The following is a 13354-nucleotide window of genomic DNA, read 5'->3' on the forward strand; positions in this document are numbered from 1 at the left end:
AAAGGAAATGAGAGCAGTTCTTTATCCTAATGTGTCAAGTTTTGAAGAGATGAAAGAGGCTTACGAAAAGACCATTCACTATTACCTATATCATGATCCCCAAGAGAGATTCAATGGGAAAACACCAGCTCAAGTGAGAGCTGAAGCACAAGAAAATCCAGAACAAGCTCCATATTATCCAATTAAACAATCTAAAAAATATAGAGATTACTGGAAAACTATTGCCGATAAGAAAAACCAGACTGCTTAACCCAAAGCAACCTGGTTCCTCACATTTTATTTATTTCAATTGTCTACTTGACACGGTACGTATCATCTGCAGGGCTTTTGTCATACTTTGATTACTAAAGAACTTAGCCTTCTAGCTCACTCAAATACTCATAGCGTTCATATTTTTCAAGCAAGCTTTCATTAGTGGCATCCAAGTCACGTTGAAGGCTGGCTAGCTGTCCATAATCGCTTGCATTTTCGAGCATGGCTGCTTCAATCTCTTCGATTTTAGCTTCAAGCTCGGCAATTTCATCTTCAATAGTCGCCCACTCTTGTTTTTCAAAGTAACTCATGCGTTTTTTGTCTTCTTTGACTTTTTCAACCTTAACGCTAGCTTGTGCTTTTTCCTTTTCAAGAAGGGCCGATTGCTCTTGTAAGAAGGCTTTTTCATCAAGGTAGTCCGTATAATTGCCAAAGAACTCACGCACGCCGCCATCTTCAAAGGCTAGAATCTTGTTTGCTACCTTGTCCAAGAAATAGCGGTCGTGACTTACGGTAACGACAGGGCCACCAAAACCATTAAGGAAGTTTTCCAAAACCGTCAAAGTTGCAATGTCCAGGTCGTTTGTCGGCTCATCCAAGAGCAGAACATTGGGCTTTTCAATCAAAATCTTAAGTAGATAAAGACGTTTCTTTTCCCCACCAGAGAGCTTAGCAATCTGTGTTCCATGGGTAGAACGAGGAAAAAGGAATTGCTCCAAGAGCTCGGTGATACTGGTTGTTCCAACTGTTGTCTTGACTTCATCCGCCACTTCTTGCAAGTAGTTAATGACACGCTTGCTCTCATCCATGTCCTTAATTTGCTGTGAGAAATAACCAATACGTACCGTCTCACCAATATCTAGGACACCAGCTGTAGGCACAAGATCACCATTAATGAGATTGAGCAAGGTCGATTTCCCGACACCGTTATCACCAACAATACCGATACGATCACGATTTTGCATGATAAGGTTGAAATCACTGAGAATTTGCTTGCCAGCTTCATAAGCAAAATCGACATGCTCGAAGTTAACCACCTTCTTACCAATACGGCTAGTCTCAAAGTTAATTTCAAGATCGTCATTATTGACCGTTTGGTGAACCTCACCCTTTAGATCCTTAAAACGATTGATACGAGCTTGTTGTTTGGTCGCACGAGCTTGTGGTTGCGTTCGCATCCAGGCCAACTCCTGCTTATAGAGTTGCTTTTTCTTGTGTAGAGCTGCAGCATCACGCTCATCTTGTTCAGCCTTGAGTCGCACGTAATCTTGATAATTTCCTTGGTACTCAATCAGATTAGCCTGGTCTAGCTCAAAGATGCGTGTTGCCACATTATCTAAGAAATAACGGTCGTGGGTAATGAAAAGCACGGTTTTTTTAGACGACTTGAGAAAATTTGTCAACCAGGCAATGGTATCAATATCCAAATGGTTGGTTGGCTCGTCCAAAAGCAAAAGATCAGCATCATTCAAGAGAACCTGAGCCAACTGAACACGACGTCGAAGACCCCCTGAGAGGTCACCAACCTTTTGCGAGAGGTCTGAAAGACCCAGCTTAGACAAGACTGTCTTAACCTCACTTTCAATAGACCAAGCATCCAGACTATCCATCTCAGCCATAACCTTCTCCAATCGAGCCTGATTATCCTCAGAATAATCCGCCATAAGCGTTTCATACTCACGAATCAAGGCCATCTCACGAAGGTCCGATGACAAGACCGTATCAAGAACTGTCTTGCTATCATCAAATTCTGGCTCCTGAGTCAAATAAGCTATCTTGTAGCCATTGGCCTTGGTGAAAGGTGACACATCACCATCAAAGCCAATACGCTCAGACACAACATCTAACAAGGTTGTCTTACCTGTCCCATTGACACCAATAATCCCAATACGATCCAAATCATGGATAATGAATGAAATCTCTTTAAAAACCGTCTTATCTCCAACGGACTTGGTTAATTTTTCAACAATAAAATCTGACATCTTACCTCCTTTTTACAAATAACACCGCTACGGATCTTACGCATGCTCTGTAGCGGTGTGTCATTTTTATAACGTCTAAAGGCTCATTTCATAGCTTGAACAAAGGCTATAATGGCTTCCTTGTCATTAGCTAGATTTCCATCAACAATAGTATTTTCAATAGCTTTGAGTGCACGACCAAGGTCCGGTCCAGGTTTGAAACCCAGCTCTTTCATCAGCATACCGCCATTTACAACAATTTCGTGCTTATCATGGATGAGCAACTGACCATCCAACTCAGCAATACGCTCATAATCGACTGTCAAGCCCTGAGCTTGTCTCAAACCTTCAGCTTCCTCTAGGAGCTCCTTACCATACTTATAAACATCTTGCTTGGTCACATCTCTCTCCATACGGAATTTGAAAATCTCAACCAGAGATTGTACTGTCTTCTGGAAATTCACAGAGGTCTTCCATTTTTTAAGGAAAGAGCGTGGATTGTCATGCTTGAGAGCCAAAAGCGTTGCTGCCCAGGCCTGCTCAGAACTTGTAAATCTAAATCCCTCAGCATAATCTGCCACAAAAGACTGCCATTTCTCAGCTGTCTCTTGAAAATCTGGAAGGTACTGATAGGCCTTGGTCGCTAGAAGAGCCTTGATTCCTTTCTTCCAATGTGGGGCCAAAAGTAGCTTATCAAACTCGATGAAACTTCGCTCAATCGAAATCTTTTCCAAAAGCGGAGCATGGCTGGTCATCGCCTCAAAAGTCTTTACTTCGATATCAAAGTCTAAACTTGCTGCAAAACGTAACCCACGCATGATGCGAAGGGCATCCTCGTTAAAGCGTTCCTCAGCCTTACCAACAGCCCTCAAAACACGGTTGTCCAAGTCAGCAAGACCATTGAACTTGTCGATAACCTCAGCATTTTCATTAAGAGCAAAAGCATTGACTGTAAAATCACGACGCTTAAGATCCTCTTCCAACGAACGCACAAAGGACACACTGGACGGACGACGGTAATCTACATAGACATCCTCTGTGCGGAAGGTCGTCACCTCATATTCACCGCCATTTTCCAAAACCAAGACCGTCCCATGCTCTATGCCGATATCTACCGTACGCTCGAAAATCTGTTTGGTTTCCTCAGGGTAAGAAGACGATGCAATGTCCACGTCATGGATGGGACGATTGAGAAGAGCATCACGAACAGATCCTCCAACAAAGTAAGCCTCAAATCCAGCCGCCTTAATTTTCTCTAATATTGGTAAAGCCTCCTGAAACTCAGAAGGCAAATAACTTAATCTCATAGTAAATGTTCCAAACCATAAACAAGCTGGTCACGTTTAACCACTTCTTTAATCCCAAGATTAACACCACCCATAAAGGAAATACGGTCGTAAGAGTCGTGACGCAAGGTCAAGCCTTCTCCTTGGGCACCAAAGATGACCTCTTGGTGAGCCACTAGACCTGGCAAACGCACACTGTGAATACGGAAGCCATCAAACTCCGCACCACGTGCCCCGGCAAGTGTTTCCACCTCATCTTCAGCTCCTTGACGTTTAGGTTCACGAACTTCACGAATAAGTTCAGCCGTTTTCACTGCTGTACCTGAAGGGGCATCCTTCTTCTTATCGTGGTGAAGCTCAATGATTTCAAGGTCTGGGAAGTATTTGCTGGCTTCTGCCGCAAACTTCATCAGAAGGATGGCACCAATAGCAAAGTTTGGAGCAATCAAGCCACCAATTGACTTGTCTTTAGAAAGGGCTGTCAAGTCCTGAATCTGTGCTTCTGTAAATCCTGTCGTACCCACAACTGGTGCAAAACCATTTTCCAAAGCAAAATGGGTATTTTCATAGGCAACAGCTGGCATGGTGAAATCCACCCAGACATCTGCGTCAAAGCCAACCAAATCCGCCTTATCTGTGAAGACAGGAACACCGTCCACTTCTTTTTCTGTCGCAAATGGGTCAAGCAAGGCAGCCAAGGTCAATTCATCATCTCCCTTGACCATATCAACCGCAGTTGAACCCATTCTTCCTTTAAATCCAGCAACAATAACTTTAATAGACATATCATTTTTCCTCTCTATTGATCATAGTCGTAGACAATCCCCATTCAAAATGGATTGTTCTTTATTTGGTGAACTTAGGTGTCAAGCCTAGAACCAACGCTCCCTCTCCCAAGTGGGTAGCAATCACGGCACAGAGAGACACCACTGTTGAAACCTCAACACCTTGGGCTTCAAGCTGTTCTTTAAAATCCTCTGCCTTTTCAGGAACATTGGTATGCAAAATGCTGAGCTCCATGTTTTGATTGTCCTCAGCTAGGGCAACCAAACGCTTCACAGCTTTCTTCTCTGTACGCACCTTTTCAAAAACAACGATTTTTCCTTCATCATTAAAATTCAAAATAGGTTTGATAGACAAAAGATTTCCTAAAATCGCCGAACCATTCGACAAACGTCCTCCCTTAACCAAATGGTGAAGGTCATCCACGAGAATATAAGCTGTTGTTTTTGCAATTTGCTCATCTAGTTTCTTCAAGATATTGTCAAAAGACATCTCTTGAGCTGACCAATGCAAAACGTTTCTCACCATGGCACCCATAGGAGTTGCCGTTATTTTAGTATCAGAAAAAGCAATTTTCAACTTGGCATGATCTTCAATCAAAAATTGACTGTTAGCCCAAAAACCAGAAATGCCTGAAGAAAGGAAAAGCCCAATGACATGGGTGTAACCTTTATCCTCTAACTCCATCAGTAGGTTATCCAAATCAGCCAGATTAGGTTGCGATGTCTTGAGTAGTTCTTCTGAGTTCGCCATTTGCGCATAAAACTGTTTCAAGTCCAAGTTTTTTCCTTCAACAAAAGGCTGCCCCTCAATGATGACCGGAATATCTAAAATATATACATCAGCATGTCCCTGAATATCAGTAGGGAGATTAACCGACGAATCCGTAATAACTGCAAGAGACATCTTAGAACTCCAAGTTGATACCTGGGCGATCCAAGGCAATCTCAGTGACTTCATAAGTCAAACGTTGAAGCGTATCCAACAAAGGTGCCGCCAAAGTCTCTGCTTCTTCTTGTGAGAAGTCTTTAGGTTCATTGACGATACGGTTTTGAATATGATCCATTTGAGAGACAATCCCTGAGATAACAAACTCATCACGGACAATCATAAATTGCAAAACAGCAACAACCGATGTGTTGTTAGCTTCTTCATCTTTATTGTGTAGTTGGAAAGTTACCTCAACATTTGTTTTAGGAACACCATTTTCTTTTTCCCACTCATGGTTACGAACATCATAGTGGTAACGGTTAACGAATACTTTTTCGCGAATTAAATCCATTAGTCATTATTCTCCTTGATACAATTACTCTTTATTATAGCATAAATATGGTTTTTGATGGAAATATTATTGACAGAAAAATGAGTATTTTAATGAGTTTTTAACACTATAATTCGGGAGTGACTGACAAATGAAAATAAAGACGAGAGTAGGGCAAAACTTGAATGAACGAGTAAAAAACTAAAAGAGGGCCCTCTCAACAATAAGAGAACCCTTTAAACAAGCACTAACATTCCTTTAATGAACGTTTCTGTTGTCCATTTTCGTCAAAATTATCAGGAGCTAACCAGTTCTCAAAGCGCTCTTTTAGTTCAGGCCACTCACTGTCAATAATAGAGAACCAGTCCGTATCACGGCTACGTCCCTTATAGATAGCATGGTTACGGAAACGCCCTTCGAAGGTGAAACCTAGTCGCTGTGCTGCATTGGCGGAAGGACGGTTGAGACTGTCACATTTCCATTCATAGCGACGGTAGTTTAGCACGTCAAAAACATAGGTCATCACTAAATATTGGGCTTCGGTAGCTGCTCGCGTTTTTTGTAAGGCTGGAGCCAAAATGACCCGTCCCATCTCTACACTCCGATTTTTAGGCGTAATAGCCATGAGTGAGAAAGTGCCCAGAACCTTTCCTGAGGCCTTATCCCTAATGGCAAAGAAATAAGGATTAGAAGACTGCTCATAGTCTTCCAAACACTGACGTACTGCTTCTTCAGATTCAAAAGGATCCGCATACATATAGGTCCAGTCAGAAAGAATCCGATTGGTAAAGTAAAAGTCAAGAATATCCTCGTAGTGTTCTGCTACTGTCAAATGTTCAACGCTACAATAGCGACCGTCCAAGAGAGTGATGTCCGGCATCTTCCCAGGGCTGGCATCCGCTAAGCTTGGTCCGACTTCTTGTTGGTACTGATTCAAAGGCATAGTCATCTTCCTTTCATAAATAAGAAAAGCCTACACAAAAGTGCAGACTTTAGCTGAATTATTTAGCAACTGGGTATACAGATACTTGTTTTTTGTCGCGACCTTTACGTTCGAAACGTACAACACCTTCAACTTTAGCGAAGAGTGTATCGTCACCACCACGGCCTACGTTTACACCTGGATAGATGTGTGTACCGCGTTGACGGTAAAGGATTGATCCACCTGTTACAGTTTGACCATCAGCAGCTTTGGCACCAAGACGTTTAGCTTCTGAATCACGACCATTGGAAGTAGAACCCCCACCTTTTTTGTGGGCGAAAAGTTGCAAGTTTTCAAGAGTTTTCAACATAAGATTGTGTCCTTTCTTAGTGATTAGTCGTTAGCTTACGCGTTGATAGCGTTGATAACAACTTTTGTATAAGGTTGACGGTGACCTTGTTTACGGTGGCTACCTTTTTTAGGTTTGTATTTGAAAGTAACAACTTTCTTTTGTTTACCTTGTTTTTCGATAGTTCCGACAACAGTAGCTCCTTCAACAACTGGAGTACCTACTACAGTTTTATCACCACCGACAAGAACAACTTCGTTAAAAGTTACTTCTGATCCAGCTTCAGCGTTGATTTTTTCAACGTAGATCGCTTGACCTACTTCAACTTTAACTTGTTTTCCACCAGTTTTGATGATTGCGTATGTGCTCATGATGCACCTCCTATTAAAATTTTTAATGTGTCTGAGGTTTCCCTCTGTGAAGACTCGCCTAGTACTGCGGGGACGAACCCACTTGCAAACAGTAGTCGTGCGGTTGCACAGGACGTGCATTTAGTCAACGTTTCAATTCTATCATTTTTTTACTCTAATAGCAAGAGAAAAAGTTTTTACTTTTTCTTATTTTGTCAACTTAGATTTAACTACAAAATCAAGCTTCTAATCCACTCTGACACCATGCTTTCCTAAAAAGGTCTTAGCCAAAGCGTTCTCCAAAGCTGCTAGGGAAAGCGTCTTATCGGTTGTTAAAATCTGATAACGCTCAGTCCCTTCAAAATAGAAATGATTCAAAGCTTGATAGCCATTTTTTCGTAAAATGCTAGACGTTTTAGACGTTGAGCTCGATTAGAAACATTAGGATCATCCATGGGCTCAATCGTGAGAACACATGGGCAAACGCCTGCTTCTTTCTTAACTTGTGCCAAAATCTGACTACCGTATCCCTGAGACTGTTTACTTTCTTCAACCGCAAGAAAGAGTAAGTATACTAGGCTGTCAGTATAGATGGTATAGGTTAAGCCAATAAAAGTTTGCTTATCATAATAAGCCAGAAATTCCTGTCCTTTTTTCAAGCCATTCCAAGACAATTGCCAGAGGGGAAGACGCTCACAAGCAGGAAAAGCCGCTTCATAAAGCGAAGCGACCTGTCTAAACGTTGGTGTAAAAGGGTAAACCTTACGAACCTGAACTGCCATGACCCTAACCAATGACCTTTTGATAATCTTCTGGTGTCGCCACACGAGCATGCTCACGTTGACGGTCAAGAAGATGTCTAAAGAACTCATGGTTGCCCAAGGCTTCATGAAGGGTTTGCTTGAAGTGACCGGCATCCATCGGTGAAAAGATATTGCTTGGCGCTGTATACTCTGAACCATGACTAGTGTTCGTAAAGGCAAGGATAAGCATATTATTTTCGAAAGCAGCACGGGTCGCTGACAAGATTTCATTTTGATGGTTAATATCCAAGTAGAAATCAGCTTCTTGATAAAGGCGTTTAACCTGTTCTGTTGTAATGTTAGGATAAAGACTAACATTGCTATATTTAGCCAAATCCATCAAGCGACTTGACATCTCTGTAATAGCCCCGACATGATAGTGCATGGTAGGTACTTCACTAACAATACTTTCCAGATGTTCAACCTGATCGGAATTGGTCAAGATAAGTGCATGGTTTTGGAAATGATTTTGACGTGCAAATGGATACATGAAGCCAAGGAAAGCTACATGAGAAGCCTGCTGGGGACTAATCAATTTTAGCAAATTCGTGTAGGCTGTGTAATCCTGAACAACAATCTTGGTTTGACGGTGATTGCTATCAAGGAGCAAACGCATATTGCCAGGAACTGTGTCTGTAATTGGCTCTTGCCAGAAAAGCACATCTTGGCCAGAATTTGGAAGGTTCATCGTTGTCAAGAAAGGCGTTGACAGTGAGTTATAAAGGATACGACTTAAATCATAACCCGCCTCTTGGAGATAGAAGACTACAAATTCCGACTTATTTTTGAAAATGTAGACTTTTTCCTTCCAATTCAAGATAACATCCTTGGTCAAATGGTTAACAACGATAACTTCCTTGTTGTCTGGCGTGAAATAACTAGTGATAGTCGCTTCTTGTTTAACGTTGTACGTTGTCTGAGAAAAACGATAGCCCTTGTTATTATAGCGGTCAGTCACGCGCAAGCGGCCTGACTCATCATACCAGTCCACAGCATTTACCAAACGTTGATGTTCAGGATGCGCATAATGAATATGTCCACGTTTTTTATCAAAACGGAAAATTTCTGCATTACTATTAGTCCCTAAAATTTCCCAGTAATCTGGCACGGGCACTTGATTAAAGTAAAGAGCAGATCCCTGAACCTTATCAAAACCAGTGAAATAAAGGTAGGGCGAGGTTACATCACTAGGTAGAAAGCCATCATCCGAAAGGCAAACCGTTGTATTGGCATAGCCAGCAACGATTAAGGAGTAATGGAGATCCCAACTACCCTGACTATAACTTTCAAATAAATTAATCATGACTAGTCATCTCCTTTACTAAGTTAAGCCACTTCTGCTCAATTTCCTCTGTCAAAAAGCCTTTAGCGATATCATAAGAGACTTGATGAACATGGTCCAAATCTGTGCGGTTAAAGAAGGCTACAATTTTCTCTGCCAAAGCCGCTACAATGGCAGGTTCATCATCTTTTTCGAAACGAGGAATGAGGTAACCATTTTCATTATCTTTAATAAAGGTTTGGTTCCCATAGCGCACGTCAAATCCAATCATACCAAGACCTGAACCAACAGCTTCTAAAAGAGTCAAGCCAAAGCCTTCACTCTTAGAACCTGACAGGTAAAGCTCGTAGTCCTTGTAGACTTCTGTCAACTCCTGATGACCTTTGAGATGGATGTAATCCTGAGCTTGATTTTCCTCAATAATAGCCTTAAGTTTAGCCTCCTCAGCCCCTGTACCAAAGATATCAAAATTAACTTGTGGCAAGCTCTCCTTGGCCTTAACGACAGCCTTAGCCAACCAGTCCACATGTTTTTCATTGGCCAAACGTGAAGCGGTAATGATAGAGAATGGTTTACGATTGCCATCAGGTTTTCTCAGTTTATCCACACTTCCCACAGGGATGGTTACGATATGAGGCCTAAATGGTGTGTACTTGTTGAACTGATCTAGCATGATATCACGCTGACGATTTGTCGCCGTGATAAAGAAATCGACCTTGTCCGCATTACTAAATTGATACTCGTAATAATTATTCCAAAGAATGGTCTTGTCTGTTACCGCATTCTCACTAAAGTGTTCTGCATGGACCACTACCCCAAGTTTGGCAGGTTTAGCATTACGGAAAACGGCTTGCCCTGTACCAGTTGCACGGTCCAAGATGACAATATCTTTGTCCGTGAGGCCAAGTTGAGACATAAAGTAAGCGATAAACTCGTGCTTAGAAGACAAAATCTTATCTGAAAAACGGAAGATACTATCCTTTCCATCAACGATTTCGTCATAGGCAACACTACCATCTTCATTGAAGAAACGACGTTGGTAAAGATGAGCCTTGTTGTCCACTGGTGTGTAATACTCTGTGAACATCTTGGTATAAGAGTAAAAATCTTTACGAATCAAGCAACCACGAGAAACCTTTTCCACACGGTGAACAATCTCTTCACCCTCTTTACGCAAGTATGCTGCATAAAAAATGTCCTCTTTAGCACAAAAGAGCTTCACTACCTTACCATTAATTTCACGACGTGTAATATCATAAGGAATTTCATTTTCCAAATCCTTGACGGTATAGGTCGTTGGGGCAATCTTAAGGTCTGTAAAATAGCTATAGAGCCAGATGACATCTTCGTCCGCAAAACCCATATTACGGGTCAAATCAGACAGGTTGTCCTGCAAGAACATATCCATAAAGACAAACTTAGCCTTGATACCAGTGTTTTTAAAAATGGTAGAACGGTAGGCCTGAGCATATTCGACACCACTTGACGCCCAACCAATTCCTAAATTGATGTTATAAACAGTCATGTATTTTCCTTTCTAGGTAAAATGCAACATCGATATTATTTCTTTATTTGATACAGCTGATGCTAATAAAATCTAAGCAGTCACTATATACTTTGGGACTAGAGCAAGTCATCAATAAGTGTGTCTACTTCGTCTTGTGCCTCTTCGATAGGTGTGATTTCAGTCACCATAATTCCTGCAACCGCCCGTTCAACCAAGGCGTCAACATCCATACGACGCTCATATTGTTCAACGTTTTTAATTTTGGGATTGGTCTTTGGACGGTCCGGTGCAAAGATGGTACAGCAATCTTCGAAAGGTTGAATAGAAATGTCGAAGGTATCAATTTTTTGTGCCAAATCAATGATTTCCAACTTATCCATAGTCACAACTGGGCGAATCACTGGCGTACAGGTGACAGCATTAATGGCCTGCATAGACTCCATAGTCTGACTGGCAACCTGACCAAGACTTTCTCCATTGATAATGACAAGACCACGTCGTTCCTCACGAATGCGGTCAGTAATACGCATCATAAAACGACGAGTCAGAGTCATCAAATAAGCCTCTGGTGCTTTTTCCTTGATTTCCTCTTGAATTTCAGTAAAGGGTACTTCAATGAACTGGATATTGCCACCAAACTTAGTCAACTTACGGGTCAAATCTTGAGCCTTTTTCAGTGCACCAGGACTGGTGTATGGAGGACTTGCAAAATGGACAGCCTCAATATCCACGCCACGCTTAAGGGCTAGATAACCTGCAACAGGCGAATCAATCCCACCTGAAAGCATGAGCATGCCTTTCCCAGCTGTCCCTACAGGTAATCCACCAGCACCCTTAATTTCCTCATGAGAAATATAGGCAGCCTCCGCACGAATCTCTACCTTAAGATTAACATCTGGACCCTTCATTTGTGCTTTAATATCAGGCAATACATCAAATACAGCATTTCCTAAAGTAAGGTTGAGCTCACGACTGTCGAGAACAAAGTCGTGGTCACTACGTTTAGCCGTCACCTTAAAGGTAAGTCCATCATGATAAAGCCCAGTCATAATGTCTTGAACAGCTTTTTTCAATACTTCGACATTTTTTTCACATTTGTAAACAGGACTAAAGGCCTGAATCCCGAAAATCTGTTTCAAAGACTCTGCGACTGGTTCGTAGTCTGTGCCATTTAGATAGATGTGTCCACGGTCACGGTCAAAAGTCACTTTCACCTCTGGATAGATGGATAGGACATCCTTGATATTATTTTTAAGTTTATTGATGAAACGCATGCGGTTTTTGCCCTTGGTTGACAATTCCCCGTAGCGCACCATAATTTCTGAATACGTTAGTGTCATTCCTTTTCCTTTTGAACTTGAATTTAATTTTATTTAATCGTTTTATCTCACTTTTTGTGTCTTAGCGTAGACCTGCTTGAAAATCGTGAGAAATTGTTCAACCTGTCCCATATCATTGTCATCATCGAGACTGATACGAACGGCAGTTTGGGCCAACTTACTTGGCACACCCATAGAAATAAGGGTTCCTGCTGGCTTACCGGCTTTTGAGGAGCAGGCTGATGTCGTTGAAATATAGATTTGATGTTCCTCAAAAGCATGGACAACAACTTCACCACGAACACCCTTGATGCCAAAGGTCAAAATATTGGGAGCAAAGTTATCACCTTCACCTGAGAAGAGAGTAATGTCCTCATACTTCGACAATTCGTCAAAGATAACCTTTTTCATCTTGGCAATTTTAGTCAGAGATAAGGCCTCTTTATCAGTGACTAAGCGCAAGGCCTTAGCCATACTTGCAATCCCAGCAACATTTTCAGTCGTTGAACGAAGGTCTTTTTCTTGACCTCCACCTGTTAAGAGAGGCGTAATCTTTTTGCCAGCTTTTTTGTAGACAAAACCGACACCACGAACGGCATGGAACTTATGACCAGAAAAGGTCGCAAAGTCTACACGGTCAGTTAAATAAGACGATACAGGAACTTTACCAATAGCCTGAACAGCATCCACATGGAAAGAAATCGTCGGCTCATTAGCTAGAAGATCTGAAATCGCTTGAATGGGTTGGATAGATCCGATTTCATTATTAACGGCCATCACTGAAACCAAGATGGTATCAGGTCGCAACAGTTGAGCAAGAGCTTCCACATCCACGAACCCTTGAGCATTAACTGGCGCATAGGACACTTGAAAACCATGCTCAGAAAGCCATTTGGCAGACTCTTTAACCGCAGGATGCTCAATGTCAGAAACGATGATGTGTTTACCATAAGGCTCTTTTTCAAAAGCCACGCCCTTAATGACCCAGTTGTCTCCTTCGGTTCCACCAGACGTAAAGAAAATCTCATCGGCTGATTTTCCAATGAGGTCCGCAACTTGCTTACGAGAAGCCTCCAAAATACGTGTCGCAGATGTTCCTAATTGGTGCAAGCTAGAAGGATTCCCAAAAATTTTCGTTGCCGCTTCTTGGTAGGTTCTAAGAGCCTCTGGATAGGGCATGGTTGTAGCTGAATTATCAAAATAAATCATGTTTTTTCCTCGATTAATAGTTACTCCCTATTATAGCATAATTTTTTTAGCATTTTTTGCGAGAAAATCA

At 41.8% G+C, this 13354-nt stretch carries 12 protein-coding genes, 2 pseudogenes and 1 other annotated feature; of the genes and pseudogenes, 1 reads left to right on the forward strand and 13 read right to left on the reverse strand.

The window, feature by feature from the left end; genetic code table 11:
* Window positions 1-250 (forward strand): annotated as a pseudogene (locus HSISS3_RS07600) (hypothetical protein); the annotation flags it as partial.
* Between the two features lie 103 nt (window positions 251-353).
* On the opposite strand, the gene HSISS3_RS07605 reads toward HSISS3_RS07600, so the two are convergent.
* From HSISS3_RS07605 to HSISS3_RS07665, 13 genes and pseudogenes are all read right to left on the reverse strand, one after another.
* The gene (locus HSISS3_RS07605) at window positions 354-2234 is read right to left on the reverse strand and encodes an ABC-F family ATP-binding cassette domain-containing protein (protein WP_021152280.1); all 1881 of its coding nucleotides are present in this window, start codon (window positions 2232-2234) and stop codon (window positions 354-356) included.
* Between the two features lie 83 nt (window positions 2235-2317).
* Entirely contained in the window at window positions 2318-3520 is a 1203-nt protein-coding gene (locus HSISS3_RS07610) for a CCA tRNA nucleotidyltransferase (protein ID WP_021145967.1), read from the reverse strand.
* Window positions 3517-4284: a 4-hydroxy-tetrahydrodipicolinate reductase gene (gene dapB, locus HSISS3_RS07615; protein ID WP_004183981.1), complete on the reverse strand. Its 768-nt coding sequence runs from the start codon at window positions 4282-4284 to the stop codon at window positions 3517-3519. Before dapB ends, HSISS3_RS07610 begins: the two co-directional genes overlap by 4 nt.
* Before the next feature lie 61 nt (window positions 4285-4345).
* Window positions 4346-5188: a DegV family protein gene (locus tag HSISS3_RS07620; RefSeq protein WP_021152282.1), complete on the reverse strand. Its 843-nt coding sequence runs from the start codon at window positions 5186-5188 to the stop codon at window positions 4346-4348.
* A gap of 1 nt (window position 5189) precedes the next feature.
* Complete coding sequence (locus HSISS3_RS07625) at window positions 5190-5564, reverse strand: DUF1149 family protein (protein WP_004183985.1); 375 nt, start codon at window positions 5562-5564, stop codon at window positions 5190-5192.
* Between the two features lie 226 nt (window positions 5565-5790).
* On the reverse strand, window positions 5791-6486 hold the full coding sequence (locus HSISS3_RS07630) for a GNAT family N-acetyltransferase (RefSeq protein ID WP_021145969.1): 696 nt from the start codon (window positions 6484-6486) through the stop codon (window positions 5791-5793).
* A gap of 58 nt (window positions 6487-6544) precedes the next feature.
* Window positions 6545-6835 (reverse strand): 50S ribosomal protein L27, encoded by a 291-nt coding sequence (rpmA, locus tag HSISS3_RS07635; protein WP_004183988.1) that lies wholly within the window; start codon window positions 6833-6835, stop codon window positions 6545-6547.
* 35 nt (window positions 6836-6870) lie between these two features.
* Window positions 6871-7185, reverse strand: coding sequence for a 50S ribosomal protein L21 (gene rplU, locus HSISS3_RS07640; RefSeq protein ID WP_002885597.1), 315 nt, complete (start codon window positions 7183-7185; stop codon window positions 6871-6873).
* A gap of 40 nt (window positions 7186-7225) precedes the next feature.
* Window positions 7226-7300 (reverse strand) — a sequence feature (ribosomal protein L21 leader region).
* A gap of 110 nt (window positions 7301-7410) precedes the next feature.
* Window positions 7411-7946 (reverse strand): annotated as a pseudogene (locus HSISS3_RS07645) (GNAT family N-acetyltransferase).
* Between the two features lie 4 nt (window positions 7947-7950).
* Entirely contained in the window at window positions 7951-9270 is a 1320-nt protein-coding gene (gene gtfB, locus HSISS3_RS07650; RefSeq protein ID WP_004183992.1) for an accessory Sec system glycosylation chaperone GtfB, read from the reverse strand.
* Window positions 9263-10774 (reverse strand): accessory Sec system glycosyltransferase GtfA, encoded by a 1512-nt coding sequence (gtfA, locus tag HSISS3_RS07655; RefSeq protein ID WP_004183993.1) that lies wholly within the window; start codon window positions 10772-10774, stop codon window positions 9263-9265. Before gtfA ends, gtfB begins: the two co-directional genes overlap by 8 nt.
* Window positions 10775-10872: 98 nt before the next feature.
* Window positions 10873-12096 carry a tRNA uracil 4-sulfurtransferase ThiI gene (gene thiI / locus HSISS3_RS07660; protein WP_004183994.1) on the reverse strand — a complete coding sequence of 408 codons (1224 nt, stop codon included), beginning with the start codon at window positions 12094-12096 and terminating at the stop codon, window positions 10873-10875.
* 42 nt (window positions 12097-12138) lie between these two features.
* Window positions 12139-13284 carry a cysteine desulfurase family protein gene (locus tag HSISS3_RS07665; RefSeq protein ID WP_021152283.1) on the reverse strand — a complete coding sequence of 382 codons (1146 nt, stop codon included), beginning with the start codon at window positions 13282-13284 and terminating at the stop codon, window positions 12139-12141.
* Window positions 13285-13354: the final 70 nt, after the last annotated feature.

Origin of the sequence: Streptococcus sp. HSISS3 (genome assembly GCF_000448605.1) — a bacterium.
In the GTDB taxonomy this organism is placed as follows: domain Bacteria; phylum Bacillota; class Bacilli; order Lactobacillales; family Streptococcaceae; genus Streptococcus; species Streptococcus raffinosi.